Source organism: uncultured Aquincola sp. (assembly GCF_964001545.1).
Taxonomy (GTDB): Bacteria; Pseudomonadota; Gammaproteobacteria; order Burkholderiales; family Burkholderiaceae_C; genus Aquincola.
Genome location: NZ_CAXFDV010000211.1, coordinates 1 through 16413 on the forward strand (window position 1 = coordinate 1; position 16413 = coordinate 16413).

Below are 16413 nucleotides of genomic sequence, written 5' to 3' on the forward strand. Positions count from 1 at the left end.
GCTAACTTCTTTCCGCACCCGCCGCTTCCGGCAAACGCTTCAGTGATCAGCGAAGCCTTGCACTGTAGCACGGGGTTTTCCTACAAGGCAAGCAGGACGCGAAAAAAAGTTGAACGGCCTACTGGTTGTGCGACGTGGCTGCGCCTTCAGCGGCCCGCAGTGCGCAACACGGGGGCTATCTCGCGCACCAGCGCGTCCATCTCGGTCTCGCGCACGCCTGCGTAGGCCAGCACCAGCCCGGGGTGACGGGCGCCCAGGCCACCCACGCCGTAGGCGGACAAGGGAATCACCGTGACACCGCGCCGGGCGCAGTCAGCCGCCAGCGCGCGGTCGTCGGTGCCCGCGGGCAGCGAAAAGCACAGGTGGACGCCACGCGCGCCGCCCGTCAGTCGCAGGGCGCTGTCGGTGCGCGACAGCTCGGGCACGTGGGCATGCAACGCCTGCAGCAGTGCTTCGCGGCGACGACCGAACGCTTCGCGCAGCCGGTGAACATGGCCGGCGTAGTGCCCTTCTTCCAGGAAGCGCGCCATCACCGCCTGGAGCACCTGATCACCATCGCGGTGGAAATCATTGGCGGCTGCTGCGAAGACGCCAGCCTGCGAGGCGGGCACGACCATGAAGGCCAGCCGGATGCCGGGGAACATCGTCTTGCTGAAGCTGCCCAGATAGACCACGTGCTCGCCGCCGCCCGACTCGGCGTCCAGCCCTTGCAGCGAAGGCAGCGGCGCGCCTGCATAACGGAAAGGGCTGTCGTAGTCGTCTTCCAGCAGCAGCATGCCGGCGGCGCGGGCACAGGCCAGCCAGTGCAGCCGACGCGCCAGCGGCATCGCCGCGCCGGTCGGGAATTGATGCGAAGGCGTGAGGTAGGCCAGGCGCGCGGTCGCCGCCAAGGCAGTCGGTACGGGCGCCCCGCTGGCGTCCACGTCCACCGGACGAAGGCGCAGGCCCTGTTGTTCGAGCGCCCGGCGGGCGCCCCAGTAACAGGGGTTCTCCACGATGGCGTCGTCCCGCGGATCGCACAGCAACTGGGCCACCAGCGAGACAGACTGCGCGGTGCTGTCGGTCAGGATGACCTGCTCGGGCTGGCAGCGTACGCCGCGCGTGGCGCGGACATGGCGGGCAATCGCCTGCCGAAGCGCGGGTGAACCGCCTGGCGCGCCGGGCAACAGCAGGTGGGCGTCGGGTCGGCGCAGCATCTGGATGTGCAGCTGGTTCCACAAGGCCTGGGGAAACAGCTCTTCGGTGAAGCCGCCGGGGCAGAAGGGGCGCTCGACCCAGAACTCGTGGATGGCGTCGGCGCGGTAGTCGCGGCCGCGCGCAGACAACCTCGGGCGCCCTGCCGCCACGTCGGGTCGAAGGGGCAGCACCGTTTCCGCCGGTCGGTCCACCACCACCGGTCGCACATACGTACCGGAGCCGTGGCCCGCGACGACGAAGCCCTCGGCCTCCAGCTGGGCGTACACGGCCACCAGCGTGTTGCGTGCAACGCCCAATGATTCAGCCAGGGCCCGCGTGGCCGGCAGACGATGGCCGGGCAGCAGCACACGGGCGGTGACCGCCTCCCTCAGCCCCTGCGCCAGCTGCACCCGCAGCGGCTGGCCAGCGTGGCGCAGCCGCTGGCCGCGCAACCACTCGGCCAGGCTGTCGGTGGCCGGGTGAGCCGCGGCGGGACGCAGCCGCAGCTCAGGTGTGACCTGGGCTTCAGACATGCCGCGACAGGCGGCCGTTCAGGGCAGGCAGATGCAGGGCAGTCTTCATGTGGGACCCATGGACGCGCGACAGGACTGGACGCTGCCGGCGCATATCCGAACTTTAGTTCGGTTACTAGCAAGTTGCAGACCGGAAAACCCGAGGCCACGCCATCGCCGTCGCTAACATGGACCGATGCCCAAGCCCGACGCTCCGAGGCCCGGCACCCGCGCACGCGCCACCGCCCCGGCGCGCAAGCCGGTGGCCGCCAAACGCACCAGCAAGCCGATCGTGATGAGGCGACAGCCTTCGCAAGACCGCGCGCACGCCACCATCGATGCAGTGCTGAAGGCGGCGGAACAGGAGATTGCCGAGGGCGGCCTGGACCGCCTGACCACCAAGCGCATCGCCGCCACCGCGGGCCTGTCGGTGGGCGCCGTCTACGAGTACTTTCCCAACAAGGAAACCATCATCGGCGAGCTGGTGCAGCGCTGGCTGGACCGCGTGTTCGATGAGCTGGACGGCGTGCACCCACGCCATGGCGCCGGGCTGGACGTGCTGAGCTACGTGCTCGAACAAACCCGGCTGGCCCAGCGCCTGTACCACGACCAACCCGGCCTGGGTGCGCTGCTGGACATGCTGATGGCGATGCCGGCGCTGCGCGCGGTGGTGGAAGTGCACGACGCGCGCATGACCGAGTCGGTGAGCAGCGCGTTGGCTTTTTATATGCCGCAGGCCGCGGCGGAAGACCTCCACACCACGGCGCTGAGCATCCGCATCATCGCGCACGAGATGATCGCCGCCGCCGTGGTGTACCGCTCGGGCGATGAGCAGCGGCTGATGACGCAACTGCGCGTGTGCCTGGTGGCGCTGGTGTCGCGGCTGCTGGCACCCGCCTGAGCGCGCTCAGGCCGCGCGGCAAGGCCATGCGGGCTGCGCGGCAGTGGCCCATCGCAGCGGCGCAAAGTGGCCCATGGCGGCGGGCCCCAGCCTTCCTACGATGTGGCGGACGTGGGGCGCCCGCGCGGCATCAGGGCCGTGAGCGGTCGCTCGGCCCCATGCCTGCAGGAGATGTCATGCCCCCGATTTCCCGCCCTGCCCTGCGTGCCACGCTGGCTGCGGCCCTCGTCATACTGGCCGGCTGCAACGACGGCGGCACCAGCCCGGCCGACGTGGTGCTGCGCGGCGGCAAGGTCGTCACCATGGACGACCAGCGCACCGTCGCCCAGGCCGTCGCCGTCAAGGACGGGCGCATCAGCTTCGTCGGCAGCGATGCCGACGTGACGACCCGCATCGGCCGCAACACCAAGGTCATCGAACTCGAAGGCCGCATGCTGATGCCCGGCTTCATCGATGCCCACCTGCACAGCATCGCCGGCGGCCGTGCGCTGCTGGTGTGCGACCTGCAATATCAGCCGCTGACCCGCGCGCAGCTGGTCGAGCGGCTGCAGGCCTGCCTGGACGCCAGCACCGACCGCGGCGCCGACGCCTGGCTGGAAGCGGTGAACTGGGACCGCCAGGCCACCGCCAACCTGGACACCGACCCCACCGCGCAGACCTTGACCGCGCTCACGACCACCCGGCCGGTGGTGGTGACGTCGAGCGACTTCCACTCCGTGCTGGCCAATGCGCGGGCGCTGCAGCTGGCCGGCATCACCGCGGCCACGCCCGACCCGGCGGGCGGCAGCTTCCTGCGCGATGCGCAGGGCAACCCCACCGGCATCGGCATCGACGGCGGGGGCTTCCAGATCAAGGCGGCGATTCCACCCGACACGCAGGAAGACGTGCTCAACCAGGCCCGCGCTGCGCTGCAGGCGATCCGGGCGCAGGGCATCACCAGCTTCATGGATGCGGCTGCCGGCGAAAACACGCTGCGCACCTTCCAGACGCTGCAGAAGAACAGCGAGCTGACCGCCCGTGTGAACCTGGCGCTGAGCATCCAGTTGGCCGACGACATCCCTGCGCTGCGCGCGGTGGCCGATGCCGGCGACAAGGGCGACGCCGTGGCCCAGCCGGGCGTGCGCGCCCGCATCCTCAAGCTGTTCATGGACGGCGTGGTGAACGCACCGGCCGACAACGGCGCGCTGCTGCAGCCCTACTTCCAGAACGCCGGCACGCCACAGGCGCCCGTGCTGATCCCGAGCACCAACTACGGCGCGCTGTACTTCGAGCAGGCACGGCTGCAGGACATCATGGTCAAGGCCATGGACAACGGCTTCGACATCCACATGCATGCCACCGGTGACCGTGGCGTGCGCACCGCCCTCAATGCGCTGCAGAACGCGCGGCAGCAGCGGCCGCAGGCCGACTTCCGGCCCGCCATCGCCCATGCAGAAACGGTGGCGGTGAGCGACTACGCCCGCTTCGCGGCCGAGGACGTGATGGCGACGATGTCCTTCCAGTGGGGCGTGCGTGCTTCCTTCTCGGTGGGCCTGACGGAGCAGCACCTGGGCCCGGACCGTTTTGCGCGCATGGAGCCTTCGGGCAGCCTGCGCCAGGCGGGCGCACGCATCGTGCACGGCAGCGACTGGCCGATCGACGCCTTCGACACCTTTCTGGCGCTGAAGGCCGGCGTGACGCGCTCGGGCGATCCGCAGAACCCGCGCAGCCCGGCCAGCCAGTCGCCCGACTACGTGGGCCGCATCAACGACGACCCGGCGCTGTCGCGCGACGACGTGCTGGCCGCCATCACGCGCAACGCGGCCTACCAGCTGCGACTGGACAAGCAGGTGGGCACGCTGGAGGCGGGCAAGCTGGCCGACATGGTCATCCTGGAGGCCGACTTCCTGACGGTGCCCGATGAAGAACTGGCCCGCAACCGCGCGCTGCTGACGATGGTGGGCGGCCAGACGGTGTACGCCACCGGGCCTTACGAGTCGCAGATGAGCACCGCCACCGCCACCCGCACCGCCGATGCGCGGGCGATGATCCTCAGCCCCAAGGGCTCGGCCGGCATGCTGGTGCACCAGGTGGGCAAGCGGGTGCACATCTGCACCCCGGGCGACGGGCATCTGCCGTTTGGCGCGGCGGCTCAGCGCGTCGGCGCCACGTCGTCGCACCAGCCACTGCGTGTGAGCAGCCGCGCCTGCCCGCGCGGCCCGGCCAGCGCCGCCGAGAGCTGCCGCACGCTGGCATAAGCGCCGGGCACCACCCGCAGCACCGCGCCTGCCAGCACCAGCGCGGGGGCTTCGGCCTGCGGTGGTGCCGCGCCCCAACGGCGCAGGCTGTGATCGAAGCCGTCGCAGATCTGCCGCAGGCGAGGCGACACGTCGGCCGCGCGAACGATGCAGGCGAACTCGTCGCCGCCGACATGGCCGGCGAAGTCGCCATGCGCTTCGGCATCGGCCATCAGCCAGCTGGCCGCCATGCGCACCACCTCGTCGCCGGCCGCATGGCCATGGGCCTGGTTGAATGCCGGCAGGCCCGGGATGCTCCAGAAGATGAGCAGGAAGGCGGCGCCCTGTTCCAGCAGCCGGGCCAGGTGGCGGTCGATGGCCAGGTTGCCGGGCAGCCGGGTCAATGGATGGGCGTTTTGCGCTGTCACCACCTGCAGGTCGGACAGTGCCTTGAGCAGGTCGGAGGTGCGGCCCACGCCGATGTAGCGGCCCTCGCGGGTGACCACGAAACCATCGACCATGAAGCGGTCGTCCAGGTTGGCGATGGCCTCGCTCATCGTGCGCAGGCTGGCGCCCGCGTCGAACACCAGCGGGTTGGCATCCATCAGCAGCGCGCAGCTGCTGCGGCCATGGATCTCGAGGAAAAAGCGCTCTGCACCCCGGTGCAGCACATGCAGTGAACGCAGCAGGCCGATCGGGCGGCCGCCGTCGTCCACCACCGGCAGGGCATACAGGCGTGGGTTGTCCCGGAACAGGCGCACCACCTCCTCACAGCGCCAGCTCAGCTCGGCCACCGGTCCGTCATGCGCCAGCCGACCCGCGGTCACCGCGGCCACGTCGGCGTCCACGACCCGCTCGCGGGCGTCGTCGTCGCGCTGCTCCAGCAGCAGTTCCACGTCGATGCGCAATGTGCTGCGCGGCATGGCCGAAGGACGCGCCAGCAAGTAACCCTGGCACAGCCTGACGCCCAGGCCCAGGAGCACCCGCAGGTCGCTCTCCTGCTCCAGGCCTTCGGCCACGACACCGGTGCCGGTGGTGGTGGCCATCTCGAGGATGGAGCGCACGAACTGCTGCTTCAGCGGATCGGTGGCCACACCATCGATGAAGTGGCGGTCGATCTTGACGAAGTCGGGCCGCAGGTCCACCCAGCGCTTCAGGCCGGAAAAGCCTTCGCCCAGGTCGTCCAGCGCCATCAGCAGGCCCAGCCCGCGCAGCGCGGCCACCGCACTGCCCAGCGCCACCGGGTCGAGCGTGGGCCGTGTTTCGGTCAGTTCCACCACGATGCGGCCCGGCTCCAGGTGCAGCGGCTGCAGCACCCCGGCGATCACCTCCACCCGCGACTCCGAGGCCAGCAAGGTATCGGCCGTGACGTTGATGAACAGTTGGCCGGGCAGCTTGAGCTGCGCAAAGCGTTCGACGATGCGCCGCATGACGATGCGTTCCAACTCCACCAGCCGGCCCGCGCGGGCGGCGGTGTCGAACAGCACCAGGGGCGAGTGCAGCGCCGAATTGGCGGGCGCCCGCGTCAATGCCTCGAAGCCGACGATGGCCGAGCAACCGACGTCGACGATGGGCTGGAAGTGCACCTCCAGGCTGCGTTGCTGGATGACCCGATCCAGCTCGGAAAAAAGGGCGTCGGTGGGCACGGACATGAACGGCGTTCTACACCCTCACGCTGCCAGCTTGAAGCGGGTCAGCAGACTCGACAGGCGCGCGGCCTGCTCGCGCAGCGACTGCGCCGCGGCGGCGGTCTCTTCCACCATGGCCGCGTTCTGCTGGGTCAGCGCATCCACCTCGTTGACGGCGGCATTGATCTCGCGCAGGCCGGCGCCCTGCACCGCCGCTCGGCTGCGGATGTCGCCCACCGTGGCCGACACGTCACGGATGCCGGCCTGCAGCTGACGCATCGCGCCGCCGGCCGCCTGCACCAGCTCGGCACCCTGGTCCACCTGGGCGGTGGACGCCTGGATGAGCTGCTTGATCTCGCGTGAGGCATCCGCCGACTGCCTGGCCAGGCGACGCACCTCGCCGGCCACCACGGCGAAGCCGCGGCCATCTTCGCCGGCACGGGCAGCCTCCACCGCGGCATTCAAGGCCAGCAGGTTGGTCTGGAAGGCCAGACCGTCGATCACGCCGGTGATGTCGGCAATGCGCCGGGCGCTGCCGCTGATCCGGTCCATGCTCTGCACCGCCTGGAGCACCACCTGGCAGCCATCGTCGGCGGCGCTGCTGGCCGACACCGCCAGCGCGGCCGCCGCATCGGCCGATTGTTCGGCCGCTGCCACCGCTTCGGTCAGCGTGCCCATGCTGGCCGCGGTCTCCTGCAGGCTGCCTGCGGTGTGCTCGGTGCGGTCACTCAGGTCCTGGCTGCCTTGTGCAATCTCGGTGCTGGCCGCGTCGATGGAGGCCACGCTGCTGCGCACCTGACCCACCAGCTCGTGCAGGCTGTGCTGCATGCTGCCCAAAGCCGCCATCAGCTGCGACAGCTCGTCGCGGCCGGCGCTTTCGGCCCGCACCGGCGTGGACAGGTCACCGTCAGCCACACGCCCGGCCACACGGATGGCGCGATCCAGCGGCCGGGTGACGGACAGCACGATGAAGCACATCAGTGGCAGGAAGACGGCCAGCGTACCGCCCGCCACCGCCATGATCACGGTGCGCCAGCGGGCCACGGCGCGGGTGGCATCGGCGCTTTGTGCTTCGGCCTGACCGGCCAGCGCGGTGGCGATGGCCTCCAGCATCGGCTCGGCGGCGTGCATCTGCTTCTTGGCCGGGCCCAGCAGCTCATTGGCCTCGTTGGAAGTCACGATCTGGCCGTTGATCGACCGCTGGATCACGTCGCCCGCCTGCTGGCGATACGACTGCAGCAGCGGCAGCAAGGCCTGCAGCTGCTGGCCCGGCACGCGTTGCTGCAGGGCATCGAGCTGGCGCAGTGCACTGTCGAAGGATTGCGTCCACTGCGCCTGGTAGCGCTTGGCGGCCGCCGGGTCGTCGATCTGCAGGATGGCATCCTTCTCGAAGCGACGCAGATTGCCGAACTCGGTGCGGAACGCGGTCAGGGCAGCATGGGTGGCCACGCTGTCGGTGGCAAAGGCGTCGAACTGGCGGTCCAGCCGCTGCAAGGCCAGTACTGCGGCCCCACTGACACCCATCAGGGCCAGCGACGCCAGCGCCGCGGCGCCCACCAGGCGCGACTTGATCGACAACTGCTTGAGGTACTTCACAGGGGTTACTACTGAAGAGGGAGTTGCCGCGCTTATCGACGGTCTGGCGCCGTGGCTGAAGCATGGCCCCATAGGGCGACAGGCCTAGGACGACGTCATCAAAACGACACCGAGGCGCACCCTTGCGCAGCCATCTGGCGCATGAGCCGTCATCCGCACGTCACGGAAGAGGCATACCGTCGTGCGCGGGTACCCTGAATGCCCTGTGCAGTCAGGTCCCCGTGATTTCCCTTTTCCAGACATGTCCACCCTCACGCGCATCCAGCGCTGCAAGCGCCTTCCCCGCAACACGGCGGGGCGCGATTTCGTGGTCGGCGATCTGCATGGTCATCGCCACCTGCTGGAGGCTGCGCTGCAGCGGCTCGACTTCGATCCGTCTTGCGACCGGGTGCTGTCGGTGGGCGATCTGGTGGACCGCGGCCCCGATTCGCTCGGCACGCTGTCGCTGATCCGCGAGCCCTGGTTCCATGCCGTGCTGGGCAACCACGAGTTGATGTTGCTGCATTTCCTGCGCTGCTACGACAGCCGGCGCTTCGGCCGCAAGTCGTGGGCCACGCGGCAGGGTGCCTGGGTGGCCGAAGCGATGGCCCGGCATCCCAAGAGGCTGGAGCGGTTGCGCCTGTCGCTGATGGACCTGCCGCTGTCGCTGCAGGTGGAGGGCGAGCTGCCCTTTCGCGTGATGCATGCCGACGTGGACCCGCGGCATGCAGCGCATCAACCCGAATCCGACCGCGCCAGCGTGGCCGTGCACGAAGCTGAAGAGATGACCTGCTCGCGTGCCAACCTGGCCAGCCTGGACCGTGGCAGCAGCCGCCTGCTGGACTTCGACGGCCGCCCGGTGCGCCTGAGCCGGCGCCTGACCGCCCCGATGCCATTGACCTACGTGGGGCATTCACCGCTGGCCGAGATCACCGTGCACCAGTCGCATGTGTACATCGACCAGCGCGTGTGCGAAGCCGACCGCAAGGGCGGCCCGGCCAGCCTGCCCACCGTGGTGGAGCACCAGGCTTTTGCTGCGTGGTTGCGCGGCGTGTCGGTGGCCGCGTGCCCGCCACTGGCAGAGCCTGCCATCCACGACCCGCTGAGCGCCGAGCTGATCGCGGCCTGAAGCGGCCGCCCGGCGCCACCGGGCCAGGGTAGAGTGCTGGGCTGATGTCCCAGCCTGCACTCCAACTCACTTTCCTGGTGCCTGCCGCCGCCCATGCCGGCGTGCTGGCCGAACTGACCAAGGGCCAGTCGGCGCCTGAACGCATCAGCCTGGCGGCGATGTACCTGGACACCGCCGACCGTCACCTGGCGCGCGAAGGCCTGACCTGGCGCCTGCGGCGTGAAGGCCGGCGCTGGATACAAACGCTGCAGCGGGCCGACGGCAGCCTGCTGGCGCAGCAAGCGCATGAAGCCATCCGGCCCGACGCCACCCCCGATGCGTCGCTGCATGCCGGCACCCAGGCAGGCGACCAGCTGCTGGCGCTGCTGCAGCAAGCCGCTGAGGACGGCCAGGCACCCAGCGCCCGCTACCGCAGTGAGCTGGCACGCACCAGCCGGCGCGTGCGCAGCGGCGGTGCGGTGGTGAACCTGAGCTACGACGACGGCCGCCTGGTGGCCGGCGCGCACAGCAGCCGGGTGCGGACACTGGCCTTCACACTGGGCGGGGGCGACCCCAAGGCCATGACGGCGCTGGCCCAGCGCTGGCAGAAGCGGTTTGGCCTGCTGCTCGACCCCCGCCGCATGGGTGAGCGTGGCGACTGGCTGGCCGCTGGCCTGGCCGGCGTGCCGGTACGCAAGGCGACGCGGCCGGCGTACCCGGCCAGCGCGGATGCCAGGCAGGCACTGGGTGCGGTGGTGGACGAATGCCTGACGCAGCTGCTGCTCAACGCTTTCGGCCTGGTGGAGGGCGATCCCGCGCAGCGCGTGGACCATGTGCACCAGTTGCGCGTGGGCATCCGCCGGCTGCGCAGTGCGCTGCGCTGCTTCGAAGGCTGGGCGCCGATGCCGCCGGACGACCTGCAGACCGAACTGCGGGCGTTGTTCAGCACCCTGGGCCAGGCGCGCGACAGCGACGTGCTGGACAGTGGCGTGGCCCGCTCGCTGGCCAGGGCCGGCGCGCCGACGCTGCATTTTGATCCGCCGGGCGACTCGGCCGAACCCGCGGCCCTGGTGAGCGCCGTCGCCACGCAACGCCAGCTGCTGCAGTGGCTGGCCTGGCGGGCCAGCCTGGACACGACGCTGCCCGGGGCGGTGCATGGCGATGAGGCGGTCCGCATGCCATCGCAGCAGGCCGCTGCAGAAGGCGATGCGATGCCGGCCGTTGACATGCCGGGCCCGGCCGTGTCCGCCCCCGCCGAACCCAGCAGCCCTGCGGCCGACGACAAGGCCGACGGAGGGCCAGCCGAGCCCCTGGACGCACTGGCGGCCCGCCGCCTGGCCCGCTGGCACAAGCGCATCGCGGCCGATGCGCGCCAGTTCGCTTCGCTGCCTGAACCGGTGGTGCACGACCTGCGCAAGCGCATCAAACGCCAGCGTTACGCGGTGGAATTCCTGGCGCCGGTGCTGCGCCGCAAGCCGCTGCAGCAGTACCTGCAGGTGCTGGCCGAGGCGCAGGAAGGCATGGGGCAGCTCAACGATTTGTACGTGGCCCGCGACCGCTACACCGAAGCACTGCAGACCCAGCCCGAAGCCTGGTTTGCGCTGGGCTGGCTGTCGGCCAAGATCGAAGAAGTGCGCACGGCCACTGCGCCGGCCTTGCGTCGGCTGGCCAAGTGCAAGCCGCCAAGCGGGCGCCGGTGAGCGCCCTGGCCCCTGAGGCCGCCCCGGACTTCACACCGGGCGCACGCGCGCACCAGAACCCAAGTCTCCCGCCGCGTCCGCTGGCGCGGGTACTGCGGCTGAGGGTGACGCCGTTTCGACGGCGCTGCGATCGGCCTGCCAGCCACTGAGGGCCTGCTCCGCGCCGGCCAAAGTGGGCGCCTGCCAGTCGCCGAGCTTGCTGCGCAGAAAGGCGGTGTCCATCAACGCACCCACCGACGACGGCAAGAAGCGAAATGCATGGCGAGGGGCGTACTGCATCTTGGTTCTCCCGGTTGGGCGTGGATGACCCACAAAACGATTTATACCGTATAAATCGTTACTGCTGCGGCGCGACGGCCAGCACCTGCAACACGGCAGGCAGCGCCTGCTCATACAACTCGTCGGGCGTGCGGCGCGGCCCCGCCGGGGCCATGGGCCAGGCTGCTTCGGCCTGATCGCCCAGCAGCTTGCGCAAGGCGGGCAAGGGCAGCAGATGGCCGGGCGCGGCTTGAGTGGAAGGCGTGCTCAACCCCAGCAACCGGCCTTGCAGGTCGAGCACCGCAGCGCCGGGCAACTCCGGCGGCAGCGCGATGCCCAGCACCTGGCCCGCGTCACCGGCGGGTCGGCCCAGAAAGCCCAGGTGCAGCGCGGGCCAGGCGGGCTGCGGATCGTCGGCTGGCAGGTAGCCCAGCACCACCGCAGGGCTGCCGGCAAACGCGGGCACCGGTGCCTGCGCCAGCGCCACGCCGCCGGGCAGCGGCGAGGCCAGCTGCGCCAGCATGGCCGGGTCACCGGGTTGACCCGGCGCCAGGCGGATGGCGCGGGTGCGCCCCAGGCCGTCGCGCACCCACAGCGGGGCGGCGCCGGCCGCAGCAGCAGGGGTCAGCACCAGCAGCGCCTGCGCACCGCCGGCCAGCAGCACACCGCCGCCCACCGGCCGCGCCTGCGGTGGCACCTGCGCCCCGGTGGCCCACGGGCCGGGCCGGCCGGGCGGCGTCAGAGGCGGCCCACCTGCGGGCTGCAAACTGGCCAATGCCTGCCGGGTGTGCAGCAGCACCGCATCGTCAGGCAGCCGCTGCAGGCCCAGCGTCAGCTGGGCATCGGCAAAAGCCGCCTGACCACCCAGCGCCGCCAGCCAGGCGTACAGCGCGCGGGCCTGGGGCACGTCGGCATGGGCGCCGGCGGCGTGGGCGGCAAAGGCCAGCGCCTGGCGGTAAGCGCCGCGCTGCATCATCTGCTGCACCATCAGCAGCTCGGTATCGGCCGAATGTTGAATGGCCGCGGCGCGGTCCAGCGGGGGCTGGGCCGCAGCCGGGTCGTCCGCCTGCAGTGCCTGGCGCGCCTGGGCCAGCCACTGCTGGCGATCACGTTCCTGATCGGCCGTCAGCGGCCCGCGCGGCCCCAGCACCGGCTGCGCAAAAGGCAGTGGCGGCGCGGGCGCAGGGGCCGGCTGGGCGGCCGCCAGCGAAGCCGCCGCCCACAGCAGCAGCGCCCCGCTGGCACGCAGCGTGGCCCGCATGCGCTCAGGGCACGCGCTGGATGCGCGGCTTGCGCAGCACGGCCGCAGCGGGGTCGTAGGCGGCGGCAGGCGCCTGGTAGCCCGCCAGGTAGGCCACCAGCGCATCGATGTCCTGCGCACCGCCTTGCGTCGAGGCACCGCCCGTCAGCACCGTGAAGCCATCGCCACCGGTGGCCATGAAGTTGTTGACCGTCACGCGGTAAGTCCGGTTGGGGTTCTGCACCACGCCACCCACGACGATCTGCTCCGTGGGGCCGGTGGCCACCGGCGGCACCGCCTGTACGTCGGTGGGCGTGAAGCTCACGTCCGTCACCTTGGCGCAGGCGGGTGCGCTGGCGCTCCAGCGGTACTGAAGGCCATTGGACACCTGCAGGATGCGTGTGGTCGTCTGGTTCTTGCAGCCGGCGAACTGCTGCTCCAGCAGGTCCTTCAGCTGCTGGGCGGTCAGCGTCATCGTCACCAGGCTGTTGCCGAAGGGCTGCACGGTAAAGGCATCGCCATAGGTCAGGTCGTAGGGGTAGGTGCCCGCGGTGTTGACGAAGCCCGGGTTGCGCACGCCGCCCGGGTTCATGAAGGCCATCACGGCGCCGCCCAGCGCGGCGGGCTGGGTGGCCTGCAGCTGCGCATCGGCGATCAGGTCGCCGGCCGGCATCTCACCGGCGGCGTCGGCCGCATTGGCCAGCGGCGCGGTGATGCGACCCACCACCTGGTTGGCCAGCGGCGACACCGCGTTCTTGTAGGCCTGCACCACGTTCTTCACCTCCGGGTTGGCGGTGATGGCGGCGGTGACTTCACCGTCGGTGCGGTCGATCAGCCGATTGCGCGGGCTCACGTCCAGCACGTCGCGGGTCACCGGGTCGATGGTCATGTCGACTTCGGTCAGCACGCGGCCGAAGGCGCTGGCGCTGGTCACCGGCACCTTGCGGCCCAGCTTGTTCGGCAAGCCGGTGCTGCGGGCCACGCTGCCGTTGTCCAGCGTGTTGCGCGAGCAGTTGTAGGCCGCATGGGTGTGACCGCTGATCACCAGATCGACCGCGTTGTCCAGCTGCTTGACGATCTCGGCGATGTCGCTGCCCGCCAGGTCGCCCACGCAACCGTTGATGTCGCTGTTGCCCGTGCCCTGGAAGCCGCCCTGGTGCACCAGCACCACGATGGCTTCGATGCCCTGGGCGCGCAGGCGCGGCACCAGTTCATTGACGGTCTGGGCCTCGTCGCGGAAGGTCAGGCCCGCCACGCCGGTGGGCGTGACGATGCCGGGCGTGCCCTTGAGCGTCATGCCAATGAAGGCCACCTTCACCTTGCCGAAGGTCTTGATGCCGTAGGCCGGCAGCAGCGTCTTGCCGGTGGCCGTTTCCACCACGTTGGCCGACAGCCAGCGGAACTTGGCACCGTCGAAGCTGCCGGGCACGGCCGAGCCGTAGCCGCGGCAGCTGTTGGCATCGGGCGCGCCGTTGGTGAGCTTGCAGCCGCCGTTCTGCAGCCGGCGCAGCTCGTCCTTGCCCTTGTCGAATTCGTGGTTGCCCACGGCCGAGAACTCGACGCCGATCTTGTTCAGCGTCTCAACCGCCGGCTCGTCGAAGAAGAGCGACGAGATCAAGGGCGTGGCGCCGATGAAGTCGCCCGCGCCCACCACCACGGTGTTGGGATTGGCCGCACGCATGCGGGCCACGTACGCGGCCAGGTAATCCGCGCCACCCACGGGCGGGCGCTGGGCCGAAGGCACGGCCGAGTTGGCGCCGAAGGTGCCCGGCGATTCCAGGTTGCCGTGGTAGTCGTTGAAGCCGACGATCTTGATGGTGACGGGTGCCTGCGCAGGCACCGACGTCACGGCGCAGGCGGACAGGGCCAGGCCAGCCAGGCCGGCAGCGGCCACCGCGCGGGCCAACACAGTCAGGCGGCTCATCATGCACCCCCTTCGCAGCGGCGGCGCAGGGCCAGGCCCAGCAGCGGCAGGCCGGCCAGCAGCAGCGCCAGGCTGCCGGGCTCGGGCACTGCGCTCACCTGCAGCTGCAGCCCACCCACGGTGGCTTCCAGGGCCACGCCGTCCAGCACGGCCGACTGCAGCAGTCGGCCACCCAGCGTGTACGAGCCTGCCTGCAGCGTGAACACGCCGCGGCTGTAGCCGCCATCGGCCAGCGCCGCGTCAAAGTCCACGCCGAGGCTGTCGCCCGCGGCGGCCGGCACCGCGCTGGTGGAACCCAGCGCCTGCCCGCCCAGCGAGATTGCGAAGGTGTCACCGGCGAAGCCGCCGTCCACCACGGTCAGGCGTCCGACGAAGCCGACTGGCACGCTGAACTCGAAGGTCTGGGCGAGGCCGGTGTCGGTGTCGATCCAGCCCAGGCCGCCGTCGCGGGCGGTCAAGGCATCGACATAAAACTCGGCCCACTGGCCGTCGGCGGCCAGGGAAGCGGCCTGGGCCGACAGATGAGCCAGCGGCAGGCAGGCCGCGAGCGCCCAAGCGCAAGCAGCCCGGCGGGGATGAAGTAGGGTCAAGGTCTTCCTCCTGGTGCGAGCGTGCATGCGCTCTTGCCCGGACGATGACGCTGACGCTTGACAGCCGCGTGACACGCGCATGGCCCGCCAGAACTTGCGGCACCATGCGGAGCCAGCCACTTGCCACCAGGCGCCCGCATGTTGAAACCGCCCGGACCCGATGCCGACACGCCGCCCGCCCTGCCCTGGCAGGCGGCCCTGCGGCCCCTGCGCCTGCAGCCAGGGCACGACCTGCGCCAGTCACTCGAGGTCTGGGCGGCCGCAGAGATGCCAGGGGGCGGCTTTGTCGTCTGTGCCATCGGCAGCCTGGTCAACGCCAGGCTGCGCCTGGCCGACCAGCGCGACGAGACCCTGGTGCAGGGCCCGCTGGAACTGCTGACCCTGGCCGGCAGCCTGTCGCCCGATGGCGCGCACCTGCATGCGGCGGTGGCCGATGCACAAGGCCGGGTGGTCGGCGGACATCTGGGCCACGGCTGCGTGATCCGGACGACGGCCGAAGTGCTGGTGTGCGGCGTGCCGGGCTGGCAACTCGGTCGGGCGCCGGATGCGGGCACCGGGTTCAAGGAACTGGTGGTGCGGCCGATGGCCGACCGCTGATTCCGCCGCGGAAAAGAAAAACGCCTTAGACGGTTGCCCGTCTAAGGCGTTGATTCAGAACGATGTTCTGGTGCGGCTGGCAGGATTCGAACCCACGACCCCTTGGTTCGTAGTTTGCGCCATGCCGCTAAGTTGTTGATTTTTCAGGGGTTGTTGCCGTCCGTTCCGACCCATTCCGCCCTGTTGTGAACTGTTTTGCGCAGGAAAGTCACCCAAAAGTCACCCAGACCTGCTGCGCTCGTTTCGTTGTTGTCAGCAGGCGGCGAGCTTGCTCACTGCTGAGCGCCGATAATGTTTATGTCAACTCGGAGCGGGCATAGCCGAACGGACGCGTGGTAGTGCACCCAGGTTTTGCAGTAGCGTGGGTGGATGCAGTAGAAGAACCGCATCTAAGTCCTTGTCGCGCCTAGAAACGCCGATTTGGTGCGACTGGCCCAAAACCGGCTCCGGTAGTCTTACTGCACGAGGCGAGCACTCCGGAAGTCTTACTTGTTGACGATCACTGAAAACTGACCCACCGGGGGTGCGGCGGATTTCTTGGACTGGTTATGCAGCGAGCCCGAGAAGCTTTCGGTGCTCGATGGGGCTGCGGAAGCCCAGTGAACTCTTGATCCGTTCTTCGTTGTACCAGCGGATGTAGGCGTCCAGCGTCTGGATGAACTGGTCGACGCTCGTGGTCAGCCAGTCTCTGCGGTAGAACAGCTCCGTCTTCAGGCGACCGAATAAGCCTTCACATGCGGCGTTGTCCGGCGAGTAGGCCTTACGTGACATGGAGCGCACCAGCTTGGCTGCTGCCATGCCGGACAGCCATCCGGGCCAGCGGTAGTGAGCGCCACGATCCGAGTGGACCACCGGCCGATCGGTGCTGGCCTCGACTGTCTCGATGGCTGCATCCAACATCGTGTTGACGAGCTCTGCGTCGGGGCGAGTGCCGATCGACCAGCTCACGACCATTCCATCGAAGCAGTCGATCATCGGCGACAGGTAC

Annotated in this window: 13 protein-coding genes; 5 read left to right on the forward strand and 8 right to left on the reverse strand. The window is 69.9% G+C overall.

Annotation, left to right across the window (positions count from 1 at the left end):
- Positions 1-146: 146 nt before the first annotated feature.
- Complete coding sequence (locus tag ABNT58_RS07305; protein ID WP_348752839.1) at positions 147-1709, reverse strand: PLP-dependent aminotransferase family protein; 1563 nt, start codon at positions 1707-1709, stop codon at positions 147-149.
- A 175-nt stretch (positions 1710-1884) separates the two neighbouring features.
- Here ABNT58_RS07305 and ABNT58_RS07310 point away from each other — a divergent pair, with 175 nt between their 5' ends.
- Positions 1885-2589: a TetR/AcrR family transcriptional regulator gene (locus tag ABNT58_RS07310; protein WP_348752840.1), complete on the forward strand. Its 705-nt coding sequence runs from the start codon at positions 1885-1887 to the stop codon at positions 2587-2589.
- 176 nt (positions 2590-2765) lie between these two features.
- Complete coding sequence (locus ABNT58_RS07315) at positions 2766-4826, forward strand: amidohydrolase (RefSeq protein ID WP_348752841.1); 2061 nt, start codon at positions 2766-2768, stop codon at positions 4824-4826.
- On the opposite strand, the gene ABNT58_RS07320 is transcribed toward ABNT58_RS07315, so the two are convergent.
- Together ABNT58_RS07320 and ABNT58_RS07325 are read right to left on the reverse strand one after the other, a co-directional pair.
- Positions 4721-6457 (reverse strand): GGDEF domain-containing protein, encoded by a 1737-nt coding sequence (locus tag ABNT58_RS07320; RefSeq protein ID WP_348752842.1) that lies wholly within the window; start codon positions 6455-6457, stop codon positions 4721-4723. The genes ABNT58_RS07315 and ABNT58_RS07320 overlap by 106 nt on opposite strands.
- Before the next feature lie 18 nt (positions 6458-6475).
- The gene (locus ABNT58_RS07325; RefSeq protein ID WP_348752843.1) at positions 6476-8029 is read right to left on the reverse strand and encodes a methyl-accepting chemotaxis protein; all 1554 of its coding nucleotides are present in this window, start codon (positions 8027-8029) and stop codon (positions 6476-6478) included.
- A gap of 241 nt (positions 8030-8270) precedes the next feature.
- On the opposite strand from ABNT58_RS07325, the gene ABNT58_RS07330 reads away from it, so the two are divergent.
- Both ABNT58_RS07330 and ABNT58_RS07335 read left to right on the forward strand, forming a co-directional pair.
- Positions 8271-9137, forward strand: coding sequence for a metallophosphoesterase (locus tag ABNT58_RS07330; protein WP_348752844.1), 867 nt, complete (start codon positions 8271-8273; stop codon positions 9135-9137).
- Positions 9138-9181: 44 nt separating this feature from the next.
- Complete coding sequence (locus ABNT58_RS07335) at positions 9182-10816, forward strand: CHAD domain-containing protein (RefSeq protein WP_348752845.1); 1635 nt, start codon at positions 9182-9184, stop codon at positions 10814-10816.
- A 30-nt stretch (positions 10817-10846) separates the two neighbouring features.
- On the opposite strand, the gene ABNT58_RS07340 is transcribed toward ABNT58_RS07335, so the two are convergent.
- The 4 genes from ABNT58_RS07340 to ABNT58_RS07355 are packed head-to-tail and all read right to left on the reverse strand — an operon-like array spanning position 10847 to position 14828.
- Positions 10847-11095 (reverse strand): hypothetical protein, encoded by a 249-nt coding sequence (locus ABNT58_RS07340; protein WP_348752846.1) that lies wholly within the window; start codon positions 11093-11095, stop codon positions 10847-10849.
- 58 nt (positions 11096-11153) lie between these two features.
- Positions 11154-12335: a hypothetical protein gene (locus tag ABNT58_RS07345; protein WP_348752847.1), complete on the reverse strand. Its 1182-nt coding sequence runs from the start codon at positions 12333-12335 to the stop codon at positions 11154-11156.
- Positions 12336-12339: 4 nt separating this feature from the next.
- Entirely contained in the window at positions 12340-14238 is a 1899-nt protein-coding gene (locus tag ABNT58_RS07350) for a bifunctional metallophosphatase/5'-nucleotidase (protein ID WP_348752848.1), read from the reverse strand.
- Positions 14238-14828: a PEP-CTERM sorting domain-containing protein gene (locus ABNT58_RS07355; protein WP_348752849.1), complete on the reverse strand. Its 591-nt coding sequence runs from the start codon at positions 14826-14828 to the stop codon at positions 14238-14240. Before ABNT58_RS07355 ends, ABNT58_RS07350 begins: the two co-directional genes overlap by 1 nt.
- A gap of 138 nt (positions 14829-14966) precedes the next feature.
- Here ABNT58_RS07355 and ABNT58_RS07360 point away from each other — a divergent pair, with 138 nt between their 5' ends.
- The gene (locus tag ABNT58_RS07360; RefSeq protein ID WP_348752850.1) at positions 14967-15425 is read left to right on the forward strand and encodes a PPC domain-containing DNA-binding protein; all 459 of its coding nucleotides are present in this window, start codon (positions 14967-14969) and stop codon (positions 15423-15425) included.
- A gap of 546 nt (positions 15426-15971) precedes the next feature.
- Here the strand turns inward: ABNT58_RS07360 and ABNT58_RS07365 are convergent.
- On the reverse strand, positions 15972-16413 hold a 442-nt coding region (locus tag ABNT58_RS07365; RefSeq protein WP_348752851.1), incomplete at its 5' end, for an IS3 family transposase.

What these genes read in the sequence shown, in the direction of transcription:
- ABNT58_RS07305 (WP_348752839.1), bottom strand. Translation starts at nt 1,709, where the DNA reads ATGTCTGAAGCCCAGGTCACACCTGAGCTGCGGCTGCGTCCCGCCGCG.
- ABNT58_RS07310 (WP_348752840.1), top strand. Translation starts at nt 1,885, where the DNA reads ATGCCCAAGCCCGACGCTCCGAGGCCCGGCACCCGCGCACGCGCCACC.
- ABNT58_RS07315 (WP_348752841.1), top strand. Translation starts at nt 2,766, where the DNA reads ATGCCCCCGATTTCCCGCCCTGCCCTGCGTGCCACGCTGGCTGCGGCC.
- ABNT58_RS07320 (WP_348752842.1), bottom strand. Translation starts at nt 6,457, where the DNA reads ATGTCCGTGCCCACCGACGCCCTTTTTTCCGAGCTGGATCGGGTCATC.
- ABNT58_RS07330 (WP_348752844.1), top strand. Translation starts at nt 8,271, where the DNA reads ATGTCCACCCTCACGCGCATCCAGCGCTGCAAGCGCCTTCCCCGCAAC.
- ABNT58_RS07335 (WP_348752845.1), top strand. Translation starts at nt 9,182, where the DNA reads ATGTCCCAGCCTGCACTCCAACTCACTTTCCTGGTGCCTGCCGCCGCC.
- ABNT58_RS07340 (WP_348752846.1), bottom strand. Translation starts at nt 11,095, where the DNA reads ATGCAGTACGCCCCTCGCCATGCATTTCGCTTCTTGCCGTCGTCGGTG.
- ABNT58_RS07345 (WP_348752847.1), bottom strand. Translation starts at nt 12,335, where the DNA reads ATGCGGGCCACGCTGCGTGCCAGCGGGGCGCTGCTGCTGTGGGCGGCG.
- ABNT58_RS07350 (WP_348752848.1), bottom strand. Translation starts at nt 14,238, where the DNA reads ATGAGCCGCCTGACTGTGTTGGCCCGCGCGGTGGCCGCTGCCGGCCTG.
- ABNT58_RS07360 (WP_348752850.1), top strand. Translation starts at nt 14,967, where the DNA reads ATGTTGAAACCGCCCGGACCCGATGCCGACACGCCGCCCGCCCTGCCC.